Raw genomic sequence first — 18,481 nt, forward strand, 5'->3', positions numbered from 1 at the left:
CTTTCTATAATAAGGCGTCCAAGCTGCTTTGATTGCCTAAAAAGCTGGCATCATTCCATTTTGTTAATTTGAATGGCATTAGGTTTTTAGGTTCTTTTGTTGTCATAATACTCAAGCTATTGTTCACTAAGCCGCCCATTTCTCGTAATTGTCCGAGTTGTTTTCCAGCTAACCATTGAATAGCAGCAGTTAACGATGCCCCGTGACCAACAAATAATAGTGGCCCTTTATTTTGTATCACCGCATCACAAACAACCGTTTCAATTCGGGCTAAAGCATCTTCAATTTTTTCTCCTTTAAAAATGCTTGGATCATAATGATCCAAATGATAACGGAGATTATGCAATTCACGAGGATAACGAATAGCCATTTCATCAATTAATTGACCTTCTAAATCACCCAGACCCAATTCCTTTAAGCCATCATTATAAATAATCTCTGGTTGATAGTTTAGTTCTGCTGCAATTCCTTGTGCTGTTTTCATTGCACGAGGGGCTGTACTGGCATAAATTTTTTCAAAAGGAATATCTTTTAGATGTCCTCCCAGCAGTTTAATTTCTGCTAAACTTTCTGCAAGTAGCGGAGAATCGCCTTTTGCTCCTTGAAATCGTCGTTCATTATTCCATTCTGTCTTACCATGGCGGGTAAAATATAACTCCATTACAAAGACTCCTTTAGTTTTGATGTAGATGAAAGTTAATCTAATTTATCATTTTCATAGTGATGTCGTAATTCCAAATTAGGAAATCCTTGTTGTCGCAGTGCTTCGTATATGACAAGCGCAGCGGTATTTGATAAATTCAACGAACGAACATGTTCGTCATTCATCGGAATACGTAAACACTTTTCTGGATTTTCCCGCATGAACTCTTCTGGTAATCCGGTTGTTTCTTTTCCAAACATCAAAAATATTTCATCATCTGCGGTGTAATCAACTTCACTATAGACGTGATTGGCAAATTTTGTAATCAAGTAAAGACGACGCTCTCCCAAATATGCTAAAAATGCTGTTAAATCTTTATGATACGTAATATTCACATCATGCCAATAATCCAAACCCGCTCTTTTTAAATGTTTATCATCTGTTGAAAAACCCAGTGGTTCAATTAAATGCAAAGGTGTATTCGTTGCCGCACACGTACGGGCAATATTTCCAGTATTGGCTGGAATTTGAGGTTCAAATAAAACGATATGGTTCAATTTCATTACTCCTTTTTATGAAACGTTCTTTCATTTTTATTCATTGCAATTAACAGTAAATATTCTCTCTTACTATATCACTTCAGGACTACTTTTTTAAAAAAAATGCAAAAAAAAGAACGTATCGGCTCGGTGTTAATCACTGCGAGTCGCTACGTTAGTGAAGTTCTTTTCACTAACTTTTATCAGAACAGGAACCTGATAAAAACCAATGAAAAATGACTTGTTTGTAATATATCACTCTTACTTAAATAATGCAACAGTTTTAACCGAAAAAAGTCACAAAAATTTCATTTTTCTTTTCCAATTAGGACATCTAAATCGATTGTAATTTTATTTAACGGATTTTTGGCTACAATTTCTTTTTGCTCAGCAGAAACACCCCATTCTAGTGGAGACATTTCCAATAATGCTGCTTGATTTTTTGGCAAAATATCAAATGTATACGTTATTTCATGATGATTTACTAATTTAAATTGTTCTTCAAAATGTTGGATTACTTCATAATTTTCATAATGTTGTTTCTTTTGGTTCGTTGGATAAAAAGCTTGCCGCAATTCTTGCAAATAGCCGCTTCTTGGGACAACTTTCACTAAGGTACCGCTCGGCTTTAAAACACGTTTAAATTCTTTATAATTTGACGGGGTGAATAAGTTTAATACAATATCAAAAACTTGATGAGAAAAAGGCAACCGTGTCAAATCAGCGATACACCAAAATAATGGTTCAGTTTGTTCTGTTGCCATGTAGACACCATCTTTTGCAATATCAAAACCCACTCCCGTAATGTTTTTATCAGTTGCTATTTTGTTAAAAAAACTACCTTCACCACAGCCTACATCTAGAACTGTTGTATTTTGCGGAATATATTCTCGTAGCTTATCCAGCAAGCCATCGTACATTCCTGCTTGAATTAATTGGCGTCTTGCGGTAAATAAGCGTCGATCATAGCCGCTGGTAATATTTTTTTGTAAAAAATATAGCGTCCCTTTTTTTGAGACATCAAAATGATGATTATTTTCGCACTTCAATCCGTTAGCAGAAGCTCCCATTGGATTTTGACACAACGGACATAAAAACAACGGGGAATTCTCAGTCACAAATTGCTTGCCCCAATCAATTTTTTTTAACATTTTATTTCCTCACTTACTCTTAAATACTGCAAAATTAACGTCACTTTTAGTTACTCTACTTTAACACAATGCTGTGATAAAATACTACATGAAAGTAGGCTTTCGAACCGTTTAAATTAACTACTTGAAAGGAATTTATTATGATTAAAGAATTTTGTGCTGAAAATTTTACCGACGTCCCCGCAGCCATTCACGCTGGTGCTAAACGAATTGAATTGTGTGATAACTTAGCTGTAGGCGGAACAACTCCAAGTACAGGCGTAATTGAAGAAACGTTAAGTTACGCAGGTGAAAAAGGAATTCCCGTTATGACGATGATTCGACCGCGTGGTGGTGATTTTATCTACAACGATACCGAACTAAAAATTATGCATACTGATTTAATTGAAGCCAAAAAGATAGGAACAGACGGGGTCGTTTTTGGATGCTTAACACCTAGTGGCTGGCTCGATGAAGAAGCGTTGGAACTTTTAATTGAAACAGCAGAGGGACTACAAATTACTTTCCATATGGCGTTTGATGCTATTCCACAAACGCGCCAGTTTGAAGCCATTGACTGGTTAGCAGATCACGGCGTTACACGAATTTTAACCCACGGTGGTCCAAGTGGCACGTCTATTTTGGAAAATCTACCTTGGTTAAAAGAATTAATTACGCATGCTGATAATCGTTTGACTATTTTACCTGGTGCTGGTATTAATGCTGAAAATGTCACCGACATTGTGTCTGTATTAGGAGTTAATGAAGCACATGGAACCAAAATTGTCAGTATAGCTAAATAAAAAGGAGAACCCATGAAAAAAGCAGATGCGATGTACGCCTATGCCCGCAACCATAAATTAGGACAAAATATTACACCTTTTGTAGGTGGATGGCTACAAAGAAAACACTTTAGTTTAATTGAAGCTGCTCTAGGAAAAGACGAAGAAGTCGTTGCAAGTTTCATTGGTCGCCATCACCCTGAAGATAATGAGAATTTCACACCTTTTGAAGATGAAAGTCGCGCCGATTTTGAAAAACGTGTACACGTAACACAAACAGGTAAGGTACGCTATTTTGATTGCAAGGGATTCCATGCTTATGCCGTGACGGATGCTGGTCGCTTGATTTTTGCCCGGTGGGTTCCCTTTAACCACGATTATAAAAGTATCCCTTTAAATAATATCAATACTATTAATCCTAATACTCGAATTTTTTGGGGTTCTTTACGTATTGAGAGTTTCCGGGAAGTTTTTAGTATTTTTTGGACGAAAAGAACCGTCTTTGCAATTGCCAATTTACTAGAAGATAGTAAAAGTGACATGCAAGACGGTGTAATGGATGGTATTACCTCAGCCAATCGTGCACAACAAGCAAAGCAAGAAGCGACGTCATCTAAACCTCAACTGACAACAGAAACAAATTTTGAAAAATTGCGAGAACGAAAAAAAGCATTAGATGCCGGACTCATTACACAAGAGGAGTATGAAGAATACAAACAGCGCTTCTTGCAGTAAATCAACCAACAAAAAAACAAACGACTCGTCTAGCGAAGGGCTATCCAAATTAGAGGATTACAAAAGCAGCACACGTGTCGTTTGTTTTTTTGTTAGGAAATAAAATATTGCATAAAAAGACTGGCAATATTGAAATAGATTAAAACACTCGTTAAATCACTTAATGTTGTAATGAATGGTCCACTAGCAACAGCTGGATCAAATCCCAGCTTATCCATTAACATTGGAATAAAACTCCCCGCCAAATTCGCAACAGTAATCGCACACATCATGGCCATACCAATGACAAAACCTAAAATTGGATTATGTTTCCATATCGCGACAATGATAAAAATAGTTAAACCTGTAATGAAACCCGTAACTAATCCTGTTAAAATTTCACTTATCACTGTTTTAACAAAATTATTTTCTTTGTCATCATTAATTGCAAGTCGTCGAACTGCTACCGCTAGCGATTGGGTACCTGCATTACCTGCAGTTCCGGTAATTAAAGAAATGAAAACAGCTAAAATACTGGCCTCACTTACTAACTCTTCATAATGGGAAATTAAAGTGGCTGTTGCCATTCCCAAAAATAATAAGGTAATCAACCAAGGCAAACGCCTACTCGCTGCTTTGACAGGATTTTCTGATACCTCTTCAACGTTAACCCCTGCTAAACCAGAGTAATCACTAGCTGCTTCATCGTCGATAACATCGATGATATCATCAACTGTAACAATTCCCAGTAAATGATCATCATAATCTGTAACCGGCAACGCCAAAAAGTCGTAATCCCGGAAAGTCTGCGCTACGTCTTCTTGATCGTCTCCCACATGAACAGAAATAACCCGTTCGCTCATAATATCTTGAATCATCGTATCATCTTCATTGACAATTAAATCTCTTAAGGAAATAACACCCACTAAATGATTTTCTTGATCCACTACATAAATATAATAGATTGTTTCTGCTACATCAGCTTCATTTTTTAAAACATACATCGCCGAGCGAACTGTTTGATTAGCAACAATGGAGACAAATTCAGTAGTCATAATGGACCCAGCAGTATCATCTTCATAATGCAGTAGTTCTTTAATCTCGCTGGCGTCTTCTTTATCCATTAAACTCAAATACTTATTGACAGCTTTTTTATTAAGCGTATTTAATAAGTCAACAGCGTTATCTGTATACATTTCTGCTAACATAGCTGCCGCATATCCTGGACGCATTTCAGAAAGATAATCAGTCATGTGTTCATCATCTTCTTCGATTACGTCAAACATATCTGCTAACTCTTTAGGTGACAAATATCCATACATTCGATGGCGCTCTTGGCTAGTGAGAGACTGATAGAACTGCCCCTGTTCGTATATGTGCATTTCTAAGAAAGGTTCTCTAAAGCTTTGCATGTCGTCTTCAAGTAAAGCTTGTTTTAACGCTGCAAAACGTTCTTCAAGTTCTAAATTTTCATCCACTCACACTCACCACGCGATCTTATATATTTTGAACAATTTGTGCCATATCATTTGGTAAAGACAATGTAAAAGTCAATCTTTCCTCACTAAAAGGATGATTAAAAGATAGCTTGTAACAATGGAGTGCTTGGCGCTTAATACCAGCTTCCATTGTTCCCCCATATAAATCGTCTCCTAACAAAGGACAACCAATCCCACTAAAATGGACCCTAATTTGGTGCGTACGCCCAGTATGAAGCTTAATATCCACAAGCGCAATTTTATCATTATGCTTTTGTAACCAGTATTCCGTTTGCGCATTTTGCCCAGTGCAATCTATTTTGCGTTTTAACAATGAGCTTAAGTCACGAGCAATAGGCAAATCGATCATCGCATGCGCTTTTAAATTTTGAATATTGCCAGCAACTAACGCTTGGTATTTTTTTTCTACTTGTTTGTTTCGTAACTGACGATCCAGCTGCGCATGAGCAAAACCATGTTTAGCAAATAACATTAAGCCGGTAGTATCCCGATCCAAACGGGTAACCACATGAATCACCTGATTTTTATAATCTTGCGACTTATAGTAATGTTTCACGCGATTTGCCATGGTACCATTGGGATGATACTGTGCTGGAATTGAAGCAACTCCTGCTGGCTTATTGACAATTAACAGATGTTCATCTTCATAAATAACTGTAATTGGAGTCTCGTCTACAAGCATTGTTTCATGTTCTTTTTCATCTGGCACGACAATAGTAACCCTATCATCTGGGCGCAAAGAATACAAGACATTTTCACGTTTATCATTGACTAAAATCAAGCCCCCTTGGAATTTAATTTTTGCCAATAAACTTTTGGAAATGCCTTGTTCTTTTAAAAAATATTTCAACTGCTGTGTTGTTTCTTTTTGATAATGATAGGTAAATTTCATAACTACTTAATCTTCTCCAATAAAAGCATCTTTAACACGGTGCCAAAAATCCATATGCCGAAAAGAAGCAAAATGAATTCGCTCTTTAGCGATTTTGTAATAAACTGCCGCAATATGGTCTTTTTGAATGTCCAATTGATCTACCGTAATCATATAGTCATTACTATCTTGCAAACGAATTTCTAGCCATTCATCTGCTGCAATAACTAAAGGTGAGCCAAGCGTTCTGAATACTCTGTTGTTTAAAGAGGCAATCTCTGCTAATTGAATCGCATTGATACTCGGATGCAAGACTGCTCCTCCTACGCTTTTATTATATGCCGTCGAACCTGTAGGAGTTGAAATAGATAGGCCATCTCCGCGAAAACGTTCAAAAAGTTCTCCTTTTAAATAAACGTCTGCGACCATTGTTCGATTCCCTCGTTTAATAGTCGATTCATTTAAGGCCAAAAAATGTTTTGCTGCTTTATCATTTTGATATTCAATTCGAATATCTAAAAGTGGGTAACTAATACTTTCCCCACGATTTCTTTTTAAACTCGTTACCAACTCTGGTATTTCATAGTCACGCCAATCCGTATAAAATCCTAAATGGCCAGTGTGAACACCAAGAAAACTGACTTTATCTAAAAGATGATTGTAACGGTGAAATGCTGAAAGCAAAGTACCGTCTCCTCCTACGGAAATGACAATTTCTGGCCGTTGTTGATCAATTACAATTTCATTTTCTGCTAAGAGTTTTCGCAATTGTCGCTCAGTCTTTTCTGATTGGAGCCCATGATTTGAAACAATCGCCACTTTCAACGTCATTTATCTTTCCTCCTGATCAATCGAGGACTGGTAATAACTATCATCTGATTTACCTCGCCCATGAGAAAATAAACGTTGCGCTTCTTGAATTTCTTCACGAATCGTCGACATCTCCTCGTCTAATTGATAAGCTGCTTCTGCTGCCCTTTGCAGACGAATTTTCATTTCTTCTGGGAAGGCTCCCTGATATTTATAATTCAAAGAATGCTCAATCGTTGCCCAAAAATTCATCGCCAATGTTCGAATTTGAATTTCTGCTAAAATAATTTTTTCCCCATTTACCAATTGAACAGGATACTCAATCACCAAGTGATACGAGCGATAGCCACTAGCTTTTTTATTAGTAATATAATCTCTTTCAATAATAACTTTCATATCTTTACGGTTGCGCAATAATTGCACTACTTGATGAATGTCTTCCACAAACTGGCACATAATTCTAAGGCCGGCAATATCTGACATTTCTTCTTCCAGTCGTTCCATGGGAATATGGCGAATCTGACTTTTAGTGATAATGCTTTCCACAGGTTTAACACGACCAGTGACAAATTCAATCGGCACATGTTGATTTTGTTCGCGAAATTGTTTGCGAATCCCCCGCAATTTTACCTTTAATTCTGATACGGTTTGTTCATATGGTGCTAAAAATTTATCCCAATCTCGATCCATAATTATCCCTCAATTTTCTTTATTGCATTCAAGTAACATTTTACCACAAACCGCTTAAAATCTTTATCCCTTCAAATTGAAAAAATATTCACACAATTCAATCGTATCAATTGCTTATCTTCTCATTTTATGTAAGAATAGGAAATCAATAAAATTATAGATGTGAACAAAGCAAGATACATCGGCATAAAAAGTTCGGAATGATTCCCTTTTGAATCAAAATTAACTTCATAGTGTCATTTTTTTTAGTATTTTGACTATTTGAAAATTACCTTCTTACTTTTACTTTCTTAGAGGTTTGTCATTTTTACCATGCTTTAACTTGCAGTTTCACACCTGAACACGTAAACTAGTGAGGGATTATTATGAGTCAATCAACTGAGATTGAATTTAAAACGATGTTAAGTGCTTCTGATTTCAAGCGTATTATGACGTACTATCACGTTACAGAAGATACCATTGTCGAACAGACTAATTATTACTTCGATACAAAAAGTCATAAACTAAAAAAGTCCAAAGCTGGCTTAAGAATTCGGTTATTACCAACTTTTGCTGAAGTGACGTTAAAAACACCACAACAAGAAGGATTACTGGAAACGACAGAACAGTTAACCTTAGCAGAGGCAAAAAAATACTTAACCTCCCAACAAATTCCCGCAAATGGGCCAATTGAAAAAAAGCTTGCAACTTTAAATGTTGCCTTAAGTGAACTACACTTAATTAGTCAACTAACCACTAGACGAGCTGAGTTTGTAATTGACGTCGGTTTGTTGGCATTGGATGAAAGTTTTTATCCACCAGAATGCCATGATTATGAATTAGAACTGGAAGTTAAAGATGCCGCAACTGGTCATGATGATTTTAAACAACTGTTAAAAACATTAGCAGTTACCTATGCTCCGGCAGAGAACAAAATTAGTCGGAGTCTTAAAAAAGTTCAAAGTTAAAAACTATTTATTTTCATTTTTTCTACGTTTCTGCTAAGTTGAATTAGCGGGAAACAACTCAATTTGTTGGAGGAGATTTAAGTGATTGAAATTTATTTGTTTGTCAATCCTCTAGGCGCTATCTGTTTAGGTTCAGAGCAGCATCTGTGGAATTTTGTGCAAACATCAGAACAAAAAATCCAATTTAGGTTAATGCCTTTAGTGAATATGCAAACAATCGATGCGATCTTAACACGCCAAGGAACAGCCAAACATGATATTGCTGCTAGAAATCAACTTTTTGAAAATACTTATTCTGCTGCTTTAGATGCCAAAGCGCTCCAACTGCAAGGCAAAAAGAAAGCCCGTGAATTTTTAATGCACATACAAGAAGCAGTTGCATGTAAGAAGCAAAAATATAGTCAAACTTTGGTGATTTCATTAGTCGAAGCTGTCGGTGGTGATGTAGAGATGTTTAAAGAAGATCGCCGTAGTGATTTAGTAAAAACGTTATTCCAAGAAGATCAAAATATCGCCAGAGAAATGGGAATTACTACTCACCCTTCTGCCGTTGTTTACAACTATGCCTGTGAACGAGATTATGGTGTGTTATTAGAAGGCGCACAAGCATTAGCAGACATTCCTCGACTTTGTCAAATCGACCAAGAAAATTATCAAATTTTTCATATCGATGGTTACCTACAACGGAAAAATGAGCGTCGAGTTACACATGATACCAAACATCTAAAATTAATGTAATAAAAAATCTGAGATAACCGTCAAACTGACTTTTATCCCAGATTTTATTTTTATAATGTCGTTACTAACGTTTCTAATTCGCTTAGTCGTTGTTCAAACATCTTCATAGCATCTTCGATATAATCTGCTTTAGTCATGTCCACGCCAGCTTTTTTCATTACTTCAATTGGATAATCACTATTTCCAGCTTTTAAATAATTCAAATAGTGATCTAGAGCACCATCTTCTTTTGCCAGTATTTTTTTAGCTAAAGCTGAGGCTGCTGAAAAACCAGTCGCGTACTGATAAACATAATAATTGTAGTAAAAATGCGGAATTCGCGCCCATTCCAATTTAATCTCTTCATCATTTTCTACATCTGGTCCATAATACTTGGTATTCAAATCTCCATAGTAATCACTCAAATACTCACTAGTTAAAGGCGTTCCTTTTGCATCTGCTGTATGAATAAAATGCTCAAACTCGGCAAATTGAGTTTGACGGAAAATTGTTCCTTTGAAACCATCTAAATAGTGATTCAAGACGTAAGCCCGTACTTTAGAATCTTTTTCTGTTTCTAATAAATATTCTGTTAAAATATTTTCATTCGTTGTAGAAGCAATTTCCGCTAAAAAGATGGAATAATCTCCGTAAACAAATGGTTGATTACTACGCGTAAAATAGCTATGAACACTGTGTCCCATTTCATGGACTAAAGTAAACAATTGATCAAGAGTGTCATGCCAATTCATTAAAATGTATGGGGCTGTATCGTAAGCACCAGAAGAATATGCCCCACTGCGCTTGCCTTTATTTTCAATCACATCAATCCATCGGCTTGAAAAAGCTTCTTTGACAATCTCATTGTATTCCGGTCCCATAATCTGTAGCGCTTCTTTGGCTTTTTTTACAGCTTGTTCATAAGTATAACTAATCGGTGCCTCACCAAGAACAGGCGTATACATATCGTACATATGCAATTTATCCGTCGCAAGTAATTTTTTCCGTAAAGCAACATAGCGATGCAATAACGGCAAATGTTTATTAACAACTGTTACTAATGTATCATAGACACTTTCAGGAATATGATTATTACTTAAAGATGCTTCTCTAGCTGAGGAATACTTTCTTACTTTTGCTTTAAAATTGTGTCCTTTGACGTGTGAGCTTAATGTTTGCGCAAACGTATTACGAAACTGACCATAAATACGATACAATCCCTTAAAAGCAGCTTCTCGTACATTACGATCAGTTGCCTCCATTAATTGACCATAGACACCATGGGATAATTGAATTTTCTCACCGTCACTGCCTTCAATTACCGGAAAAACAAGATCAGCGTTATTTAACACAGAAAAAATATCATCTGGCGCATTAAAAATCTCACTTGCACCGGCTAATAATTCTTCTTGGTCTGCTGGTAAAATATGGGCGCGGTTATCGACCATTTGTGCAACATAATGACGATAAATTGCTAGTTTTGGCTCTTCTTCAAAATAAGACCAAATCTGACTATCAGACAATGTTAAAACTTCTGGCTCAAACCAAGAAATTGCTGCACTACTTTCTGCTAATAAACTACTAGCTCTTGCATATAGCCCTTGATATGTGGTATTACCTGTATCTTGGTCATTTTTCAAGTGACTATAAACATATAACGTTTCTATTTTACGATAAACAGTCAAACAAAATTCCAAAGCTTGTAAAAATGCTGTCGAACCATTCGCTAAGGTTCCTTTGTATTTATCTGCTTGTTTTAATTCTTCCTTCAACTCAGCAAAGGCTGTGTCAAAAGCTTGATCATTAGCAAAAATTGGTGTTAAATCCCATGTCATTTCTTCTGGCAAGCTCTCTCTGCTCGGTAATTGTGTTGTCGCCATAATTGAAACCTCCTGATAGTTACTTAAACGAGAATTCCATATCCTCGATTACTCTCTATACTATCATAATTAGCTTTTTTTGGCGGCAAAAAACTTCTTTTACTTGGGGTATTTCACTGGTTTGCTAAGCACTGACATTCTAAGTAGATTTCTTTTAAAATTAACTTTTGTGAGATTAATGGAAAATTCCACTGCCAATTGAGTTGGGCTAAACCTTGCAACCATTGCTGACAAGTTTTCGTACGTAAATACAAAAAACGGAGAAATAATAGTTCATGCTCAAAGAAAAAATGATAACGACTTTTGGTGTAACACCAAAAGGGCAAGTCCAACAAGTTACCGCTATTCAAATAAAAAAATTGTTGCAATCGCAAAAAACGTGGCTGCTGTTGAAATAGACGTTGGCGTAAAAAATGTTTATAGGACATGCTAGGCCAATGAGTTTTGCTAAGTGTCAACCCGAATAAATCAGATTGTAATGCTGGAACTGCATTATTTTCAGTTATATTTTGGCACTGCCAATTATACCCGTGTTTAAAATTCCAGCTCGTAAGATAATAGACCCTGAGCTGTTTTGCTTGAGTATCCAAATGCCATAAATACACTGTCTTATCCCAATAACAAAAAGCTTTTTGCAACTGACTCAGCTGCTGTTTAGGGATAAAATTTCTCCCCACAATCCACCAAGGCTGATAATGAAAAGATTGATAGTTTAGTGTCCTTTTTTTCAGACGTTCCAATTCCAATGGTGAACATTGAAATTCAACAGCTGTTTTCATAAAAAGCAAATCTGGTCGTTGCTTTAATTGCGGCAAATAGACTTCCAATTGACTATTCTTTAATCGTTTGTGGAGCCACTCTTTGCCAGTAATATGCTCTTTGGTTTCACCTTCTGACAATGTTTTACAGGATTCTTTTTGATAATGCGCAAAATGTGCGCATTGCTTTTTTCCTTGTTTTAAGCAAACCGGTCTCTTACAAACTGGACAATGATACTCCTCATCTTTTATTGCAGCTAAAGCAACGACAAACTCTCCTTTTTTATTTCTGGCGATTAACATTTTTTATCCCCCAAAAATAATTTACGCAATAATTTCACGATAACAAAAAAAGACCTGGAAAAATTCCAGATCTTTTTTAGAAATAACGACGAGTGATTTCTAAAGCATCTTGTTCCATTAAGAGTTTGCCGTGTTCAGCTAATACTTCTGGTGTTACTTGGCTCAGACGAGCAAACTCACTTAGACAAGCTAAGTAATCATCAATTTGATTTTTCAACAGGTATTCATCTGTAAAACGGACTTCCAAGAAATAAAAATGATTTAACTCATAAAGATTACTTACAATATTTTCACTATCAAATTCATGAGCTAGTTGAATCATCTGTTCAAAATCTATCATTTCAAAGACATATTCGCGTTTAATATCTGTTGTTTCTTCTTCTGTTTCTTCGACTTCTTGTAATTGTTCGGCAATATGTTTTTTCAAGAAATCACTCACCTCTTCAGGGCTGCCATCAGCAATTTGTTCCAAGTTAGTAAATTCTTCGTTGGGAATATTTTTACTGATAAATAACTCCAATCCATCACCCTTTGGTAAAACTTGGAAAGTAACAGCTTCACTGCCTTTGAATTCCTCGTTAACGTCCACTTCTTCTAAAATACTATAAAAGAAGCTTTCAATTTCATTGTGGTTACCTAATAAATCCAAAAAGGTAATTCCCCGGGCAGCTAAATCTTCGCTTTTAATGAGAACACGAATTGTATTTTCGTTAATATGTTCCATTTCCATCTTAGCTACACCTCGCTTTTCTAACATTATAGCTACATTGTAACGGAACCTTATCAAATGTAAAGAAAAACCTCGTGATTTACTAAATCTTAAAAGAGTCCGCATAATATGGCTTCAAAAATATCGATTTACTAAAAAAAAGAATGCATAAAAAATATACAAAAAAACTGCCACGCTTTAGCGTAGCAGCCCTAAATTTTATAATCCAGCCATTAATTGTGCATGTCGTAATTCTAATTGGCGTACTTCTCTTGGTAAGAAACGTCTAATTTCGTCTTCGTTAAAACCAACTTGTAGACGCTTTTCATCAATCATAATAGGCCGACGTAACAAACCAGGATTATTTTGTACTAAATCCAACAATTCTTTTAATGGTAATTCATCTAAATCAATATTCAATTTTTGGAAGACCTTTGACCGTGTCGAAATAATTTCTTCGGTTCCGTCTTCTGTCATTTGCAAAATCGCCTTTAATTCAGTGATATTCAAAGGTTCTGAAAAAATGTTGCGTTCTACAAAGGGAATCTCGTGCTCTTGCAACCACGCGCGAGCTTTTCTGCACGATGTACAGCTAGGGGAAGTATAAAGTGTCAACAACGTGTATCACTCCTTTTTATTATATAAGTAACTTCTTTGTGCATCACTTATAATTTCATCTGAGTTCATTATACCCAATAAAAAAAAAAAATACTACCCTTTTCTCAAAAAAAGTTTTAAAAAATTAAAGTTATCTTAATGACACATTCCTAAATTACTTACGTTTTCATTCGTTTTCACGTTAAAAAGATTAGAATTATCAAATTTAAATGCCATTTATTTGCTTATATATAGCACGTTCAAAAAATGAAAAAATCAGTGTAACACATAGAGAAAATCCGTTATATAATTATGTCATTTCGTTTTTTAAAATTTGTTGTATTTACACTAATAAATTTGTCTAGACAAATTTATTAGCCTTTATCGCACTTTCAAAGACTATTTTTTGCAAATAATCAAAAAGAGGGCCAATTTCAAAAAAAAATGCGTTATTTTCTTTTGAAATTTATAGAACTATCTGTAATAAATTACTAACAAAAAATCAGTAGTAAGATTGTGAAAATATCATTTGAAAAACTATTTTTTTTAATTTTTGTTGAAAAACGCTATTTTATAAAAAAGATTAAAACATAAAAACCCTTCCTAGTGTTTTTTGTCTTTTTTTCTTTAAATTAACTTAATTTTTGATAAATTCTCCCGAAAAATTATTAATACGTTTGTGCAATTTATTTTTTTAAATTACCACCAATAATTTTAAGTAAAAAGAACTGTAATAGTCTTAAGCTTATTAAACAAAGGTTGGTTCTTAATTAGGTAAAGAAAACCTTTATAAATCAACATTTTGCTCTTTTAAACAGCTATTCTTTTCGTTAGAATGAATCAGGATATTATGAAATTTGCAGAAAATTTGAAAGGAATGGCCTTTTTTGATTAACGCAATTGTTTTTGACGTCGATGATACAATTTATGATCAGCAACAACCTTTTCGCAACGCTGTCCACCGTATTATTCCTTTGGTAGAAGATGATGATATGTACGACCTTTATATCCGTTTTCGTTTCCATAGTGATGAAACGTTTTGTAAAGTTACAAACGGAGAATGGACATTAACCTATATGCGCAACTATCGCATTATGGAATCTTTAAAAGATTTAGATTATCCCCAAATCACTGAAGACACTGCATTGGAATTTCAAAAAATTTATGAAGAAGAACTCGATAATATCGTCATGCACGCTACCGTTTTAGAAACTTTAAATTTTTTAAAGTCGCAGGATATTCCTATCAGTATTATCACAAACGGACCCACTGACCATCAGTATAAAAAGGTGGTGCAACTCAATCTCAATAACTGGGTCAAAGATAATAATGTTATTATTTCGCAAGCGACAGGATTTGAAAAACCCGATCGTAGAATTTTTCAGCTTGCTGAAAAAGAATTCAATCTTACGGCAGAAAAAACATTATACGTCGGTGATAGCTTTGAAAATGACGTTATCGGATCTAAAAGTGCTGGTTGGAAATCACTTTGGTTTAATCACCGCAATCGAAAAATTCCAAAAGGCAAACAAGCCATTCACGATATCGAGCTAACTTCATTTGACCAATTAGCACCAACAATTAAAGCAATTTTTGCTAAATAGCATTCTTTATAATAGATAAAAAGCAGATGGATTCTCTTTTAAAGAGTCCTCTGCTTTTTACTAGCGCTAACATTAATTTTATTCTCCTGCACTTAAAATCATGCGAATATCTGCTTCTGTCAATTGCTGTAATTGAGTTTCATTACCTTGGATGACTTTTTGAAAGAGTTCACGCTTGTCTTGTTGCAAGGCATTCATCCGTTCTTCAATAGTTCCTTCGGCAATCATACGCCATACTTCAACAACTTTTTCTTGGCCAATACGATGAGCTCGACCAGCTGCTTGTTCTTCTACAGCAGGATTCCACCATAAATCATAGAGGATAACTGTATCTGCACCTGTCAAATTCAAACCGGTTCCCCCAGCCTTTAACGAAATTAAAAAGACATCTTTTTCTCCTTGATTAAAAGCATCCACCATTTTAATACGCTCTTTTGGTGGTGTGCTTCCACGCAAATAAAAGCTATTATAGCCCAGTTTGGCCAGTTCTTCTTCAATAATGGATAGCATACCGGTAAATTGAGAAAATAATAAAACCCGTCGGCCGTTCTCTTGTGCAGCTTGTATTAAATCTTTTACTTGCTCTAATTTACCAGAAGTACCTTCATAGTCATCAATGAAAAGTTTTGGATCACAACAAATTTGACGCAACCGGGTTAAGCCGGCCAAAATACTGATACGATTTTTTTTGAATGCAGCTGCATCCATTTGACTGATTTCCTCACGCATTTGACGCAAATAAGCTAAGTAAATCTTCTTTTGATCTTCTGTCAAAGCACTGTAATAATTGGTTTCCAGTTTTTCTGGTAGATCTTTTAATACTGTCGCTTTATCACGACGCAAAACAAATGGCTTGATCATTTGAGCAATTTGTTCTGCTGATAGCTGCCGATAGCGTTGCTGACTTGGGAAAAAACCTGGCATAATCATTTCAAATAAAGACCACAATTCTTCTAAATTATTTTCAATCGGAGTACCACTTAATGCGAAACGATGTGGAATAATCAGCGAACGCAACGCTTTTGCGGTTTTCGTAGCCGCATTTTTTACCATTTGTGCTTCGTCTAAGATCAGTTGATCTAAAGTTAGTTCTTGATAAAGTGCGATATCTTGACGCAAGCTGGCATACGAAGTGATGTAAATATCCATCGGTTGACTTAAACAGTGCATCCGCTCTTGTTTATTTCCTCCCACAACTACCGCATTTAAGCCTGGGGCAAACTTTTTCAATTCTGCTAACCAGTTAAAAGTTAAACTAGCTGGCGCGACAATCAGCGTGGTTTTGTCAGTATCTGCTTGTTTTTCAGATAAAAGATAAGCTATCGTCTGTAGTGTTTTTCCTAGACCCATTTCATCAGCTAAAATACCGCCAAATTGATAATGCGATAGCATTTTTAACCAACGAAATCCCGTTACTTGATATGGTCGTAAATCAGCATGCAGACCTTGGGGCAATTCAGCTGGATAATTTTCTGGATGTGTCAAATCTTTTGCCATTTGAGTAAAGGTATCGCTAAAAGATACTTTCGCAGCTTTTAGTTGTTCTTGTAGGACTAGTCCTTGGTTTAATGGCATTTTTATTATGCCGTCTTGACTATTTGTTTGGCGTAGTTTTTGCAAAACAGCACTGGTTTCTTGAAATTCTGGTGTTTCTAGTGAAAGAATTTGGCCATTGCTCAATGTATAAAAAGCATCTTGATTAAGCAGGCTTTGTAAAATATTATCAATTTCTTTTTCTCCAATGCCAGATATATCAAAATGAACATCCAGCCAAGAACCATCACTATCAACTTTGACTTCTGGTTCAATTTTGTGAGCGTCTAAATAAAGTTCCCGCAGTTTTTTACCCAATTTAACTGTACCGAGTTGTTGTAAAGTAGGTAGTTCACGAGTGAAGAAATAATACAATGCACTTGCTGTTGGCAATTCTTTACTAAAACCATTATTATTTTCCTCATAACCTTGTTGTTGCAACAAGTGACGTGCTCGATCTTCTTTTTGATAATCTCGTAACACTTCAGGTTGGTTTTCGTGGCTGACATTATGGGCAGGATCGCTTGAAAAAATTGCAGAGCCATAGGCAAATTGCAATTCAACAGCGATTTGGCCTTTTTTCTTTCGTAAAATAAAGCTAATCGTTAAATCTTCATCACTAATATATTCATAGACTTCTTTAGCTATTGTAACTTTCCCAATTTGCCGCAATAAAGGTAAGACTTGTTTAAATAAAATTGATAATTCTTTTTTTGCATAGACTATCTCTTTTTTTTCAATCCGTTTTAACAACTGGTCCAACGTAAGATAGATTTCTTGTTGTGAACTAGACAGCGGGTGAATTTTCTCATCCATCACTCCCCAGTGATAGTAGTTAAACACTTGATCATAATTTTTTTCAATAGATAAGATAAATTGATCTGCTGTTTTCTTAACTGCAAAAGCAAGGGGTAATTTGTTCTCAGAAAATGTAATCGGACTTATTTTCTTTTCGTTGTAAGTGAATGTACCACCCAAATTCCCCAGCATTTCCAATAATCTTTGTCCCCATCCAATCGGAACCAGCAAATACTTTTTATCTAATTTTCCATTGACTAAAATTCCGGTCTGTCCCATTAATTGCTGTGTTTGAGCCATTCCCCATAAAACATCCAAGGCTTCATTTACATCATTTGTAAAAGCTCTTGGTTCAATTAAAAAACTATGTTGTTTATTAATTAAAATCTTTTTATGCTCAGAGTAAGCTTGAAGAAACTTATAAACGTTTTTAACGATATAATTTCGCGCAACACCACGCTGGCCAACTTTTAAACTAACACCAAAAACTGCTAACTCTTTATGGTAAGGATTCGTTTCAATTGCTTCAATATTAAACTGTAGTCGTAGTGGAACGACTGCAGTTTCTACGACGGGTAATTTTAATTTAGCAAATCCATTTGTAAACATTTCTGCTGTTGAAAATTTACTTTTGACAGGCATTTCCATGCTGCTCATAAACCGTGTTTTCCCTTGTTGTCGCAAAAAGAGTTCCACTGCCACCGTATGTTTACAATAATGGTGTTCTTCCCAATATGGACATTGGCAATAATCTTCTTCTTTAGCCGTAGCATCCAAATCCACTAGATATTCTTCACTACCTAATACAACAGCATGCCAGACTTTATTGGCCGGATCCGGCGTTACTGATAGTACTCTTCCTTCATTGAGGTATGTTCGCCCTCGTTCAATCACTTTTTCAGGAATACTCCACTTCACCCAAATCTCTCCCATCTACTATTTGCAAACAGCTTAAGC

17 protein-coding genes are annotated in these 18,481 nt (G+C 35.6%); 5 read left to right on the forward strand and 12 right to left on the reverse strand.

Translation table 11 applies throughout. From position 1 onward, the window contains the following. Nucleotides 1–4: 4 nt before the first annotated feature. From EsVE80_RS09870 to EsVE80_RS09880, 3 genes are all read right to left on the reverse strand, one after another. Complete coding sequence (locus EsVE80_RS09870) at nucleotides 5–661, reverse strand: histidine phosphatase family protein (RefSeq protein ID WP_173103556.1); 657 nt, start codon at nucleotides 659–661, stop codon at nucleotides 5–7. A 35-nt stretch (nucleotides 662–696) separates the two neighbouring features. Further along, nucleotides 697–1,206 carry a tRNA (uridine(34)/cytosine(34)/5-carboxymethylaminomethyluridine(34)-2'-O)-methyltransferase TrmL gene (gene trmL, locus EsVE80_RS09875; RefSeq protein WP_173103557.1) on the reverse strand — a complete coding sequence of 170 codons (510 nt, stop codon included), beginning with the start codon at nucleotides 1,204–1,206 and terminating at the stop codon, nucleotides 697–699. 284 nt (nucleotides 1,207–1,490) lie between these two features. Beyond that, nucleotides 1,491–2,333, reverse strand: coding sequence for a methyltransferase domain-containing protein (locus EsVE80_RS09880; RefSeq protein WP_173103558.1), 843 nt, complete (start codon nucleotides 2,331–2,333; stop codon nucleotides 1,491–1,493). Between the two features lie 140 nt (nucleotides 2,334–2,473). Between EsVE80_RS09880 and EsVE80_RS09885 the strand changes: the two genes are divergently transcribed. Both EsVE80_RS09885 and EsVE80_RS09890 read left to right on the forward strand, forming a co-directional pair. Next, nucleotides 2,474–3,115, forward strand: a complete 642-nt coding sequence (locus EsVE80_RS09885; protein ID WP_173103559.1) for a copper homeostasis protein CutC — start codon at nucleotides 2,474–2,476, stop codon at nucleotides 3,113–3,115. Between the two features lie 12 nt (nucleotides 3,116–3,127). Continuing rightward, complete coding sequence (locus tag EsVE80_RS09890; RefSeq protein WP_173103560.1) at nucleotides 3,128–3,829, forward strand: SHOCT domain-containing protein; 702 nt, start codon at nucleotides 3,128–3,130, stop codon at nucleotides 3,827–3,829. Nucleotides 3,830–3,921: 92 nt separating this feature from the next. Here the strand turns inward: EsVE80_RS09890 and mgtE are convergent, their stop codons facing one another. Genes mgtE through EsVE80_RS09910 form a run of 4 tightly spaced genes read right to left on the reverse strand, consistent with a single transcriptional unit; the run spans nucleotide 3,922 to nucleotide 7,678 of the window. Beyond that, a complete protein-coding gene (gene mgtE / locus EsVE80_RS09895; RefSeq protein ID WP_173103561.1) occupies nucleotides 3,922–5,286 on the reverse strand; it encodes a magnesium transporter in 1,365 nt (454 codons plus the stop codon). A 19-nt stretch (nucleotides 5,287–5,305) separates the two neighbouring features. After that, entirely contained in the window at nucleotides 5,306–6,199 is an 894-nt protein-coding gene (locus tag EsVE80_RS09900) for an RluA family pseudouridine synthase (protein WP_173103562.1), read from the reverse strand. Between the two features lie 6 nt (nucleotides 6,200–6,205). Beyond that, complete coding sequence (locus tag EsVE80_RS09905) at nucleotides 6,206–7,003, reverse strand: NAD kinase (RefSeq protein ID WP_173104187.1); 798 nt, start codon at nucleotides 7,001–7,003, stop codon at nucleotides 6,206–6,208. Nucleotides 7,004–7,009: 6 nt separating this feature from the next. Beyond that, nucleotides 7,010–7,678, reverse strand: a complete 669-nt coding sequence (locus EsVE80_RS09910) for a GTP pyrophosphokinase (protein WP_173103563.1) — start codon at nucleotides 7,676–7,678, stop codon at nucleotides 7,010–7,012. Between the two features lie 365 nt (nucleotides 7,679–8,043). Here EsVE80_RS09910 and EsVE80_RS09915 point away from each other — a divergent pair, with 365 nt between their 5' ends. Together EsVE80_RS09915 and EsVE80_RS09920 are read left to right on the forward strand one after the other, a co-directional pair. Beyond that, a complete protein-coding gene (locus EsVE80_RS09915; protein ID WP_173103564.1) occupies nucleotides 8,044–8,625 on the forward strand; it encodes a CYTH domain-containing protein in 582 nt (193 codons plus the stop codon). Between the two features lie 81 nt (nucleotides 8,626–8,706). Beyond that, nucleotides 8,707–9,363 (forward strand): DsbA family protein, encoded by a 657-nt coding sequence (locus tag EsVE80_RS09920; RefSeq protein ID WP_173103565.1) that lies wholly within the window; start codon nucleotides 8,707–8,709, stop codon nucleotides 9,361–9,363. Nucleotides 9,364–9,413: 50 nt separating this feature from the next. On the opposite strand, the gene pepF is transcribed toward EsVE80_RS09920, so the two are convergent. From pepF to spxA, 4 genes are all read right to left on the reverse strand, one after another. Next, nucleotides 9,414–11,222 carry an oligoendopeptidase F gene (pepF, locus tag EsVE80_RS09925; protein WP_173103566.1) on the reverse strand — a complete coding sequence of 603 codons (1,809 nt, stop codon included), beginning with the start codon at nucleotides 11,220–11,222 and terminating at the stop codon, nucleotides 9,414–9,416. Nucleotides 11,223–11,335: 113 nt separating this feature from the next. Beyond that, nucleotides 11,336–12,283 carry a competence protein CoiA gene (locus EsVE80_RS09930; RefSeq protein ID WP_173103567.1) on the reverse strand — a complete coding sequence of 316 codons (948 nt, stop codon included), beginning with the start codon at nucleotides 12,281–12,283 and terminating at the stop codon, nucleotides 11,336–11,338. A gap of 76 nt (nucleotides 12,284–12,359) precedes the next feature. Continuing rightward, entirely contained in the window at nucleotides 12,360–13,013 is a 654-nt protein-coding gene (locus EsVE80_RS09935; protein WP_173103568.1) for an adaptor protein MecA, read from the reverse strand. A gap of 198 nt (nucleotides 13,014–13,211) precedes the next feature. Continuing rightward, nucleotides 13,212–13,610: a transcriptional regulator SpxA gene (spxA, locus tag EsVE80_RS09940; protein ID WP_173103569.1), complete on the reverse strand. Its 399-nt coding sequence runs from the start codon at nucleotides 13,608–13,610 to the stop codon at nucleotides 13,212–13,214. An 866-nt stretch (nucleotides 13,611–14,476) separates the two neighbouring features. On the opposite strand from spxA, the gene EsVE80_RS09945 reads away from it, so the two are divergent. After that, nucleotides 14,477–15,193 carry an HAD family hydrolase gene (locus EsVE80_RS09945; RefSeq protein ID WP_173103570.1) on the forward strand — a complete coding sequence of 239 codons (717 nt, stop codon included), beginning with the start codon at nucleotides 14,477–14,479 and terminating at the stop codon, nucleotides 15,191–15,193. 78 nt (nucleotides 15,194–15,271) lie between these two features. Here EsVE80_RS09945 and EsVE80_RS09950 read toward each other — a convergent pair whose 3' ends face one another. Further along, on the reverse strand, nucleotides 15,272–18,442 hold the full coding sequence (locus EsVE80_RS09950) for a DEAD/DEAH box helicase (protein WP_173103571.1): 3,171 nt from the start codon (nucleotides 18,440–18,442) through the stop codon (nucleotides 15,272–15,274). Between the last annotated feature and the right edge of the window lie 39 nt (nucleotides 18,443–18,481).

The organism is Enterococcus saigonensis (assembly GCF_011397115.1).
In the GTDB taxonomy this organism is placed as follows: Bacteria; Bacillota; Bacilli; order Lactobacillales; family Enterococcaceae; genus Enterococcus_C; species Enterococcus_C saigonensis.

Bases quoted from the DNA above. Each gene is read 5' to 3' on its own strand.
- EsVE80_RS09870 (WP_173103556.1), bottom strand. From the start codon at position 661: ATGGAGTTATATTTTACCCGCCATGGTAAGACAGAATGGAATAATGAA.
- trmL (WP_173103557.1), bottom strand. From the start codon at position 1,206: ATGAAATTGAACCATATCGTTTTATTTGAACCTCAAATTCCAGCCAAT.
- EsVE80_RS09880 (WP_173103558.1), bottom strand. From the start codon at position 2,333: ATGTTAAAAAAAATTGATTGGGGCAAGCAATTTGTGACTGAGAATTCC.
- EsVE80_RS09885 (WP_173103559.1), top strand. From the start codon at position 2,474: ATGATTAAAGAATTTTGTGCTGAAAATTTTACCGACGTCCCCGCAGCC.
- EsVE80_RS09890 (WP_173103560.1), top strand. From the start codon at position 3,128: ATGAAAAAAGCAGATGCGATGTACGCCTATGCCCGCAACCATAAATTA.
- EsVE80_RS09900 (WP_173103562.1), bottom strand. From the start codon at position 6,199: ATGAAATTTACCTATCATTATCAAAAAGAAACAACACAGCAGTTGAAA.
- EsVE80_RS09910 (WP_173103563.1), bottom strand. From the start codon at position 7,678: ATGGATCGAGATTGGGATAAATTTTTAGCACCATATGAACAAACCGTA.
- EsVE80_RS09915 (WP_173103564.1), top strand. From the start codon at position 8,044: ATGAGTCAATCAACTGAGATTGAATTTAAAACGATGTTAAGTGCTTCT.
- pepF (WP_173103566.1), bottom strand. From the start codon at position 11,222: ATGGCGACAACACAATTACCGAGCAGAGAGAGCTTGCCAGAAGAAATG.
- EsVE80_RS09930 (WP_173103567.1), bottom strand. From the start codon at position 12,283: ATGTTAATCGCCAGAAATAAAAAAGGAGAGTTTGTCGTTGCTTTAGCT.
- EsVE80_RS09935 (WP_173103568.1), bottom strand. From the start codon at position 13,013: ATGGAAATGGAACATATTAACGAAAATACAATTCGTGTTCTCATTAAA.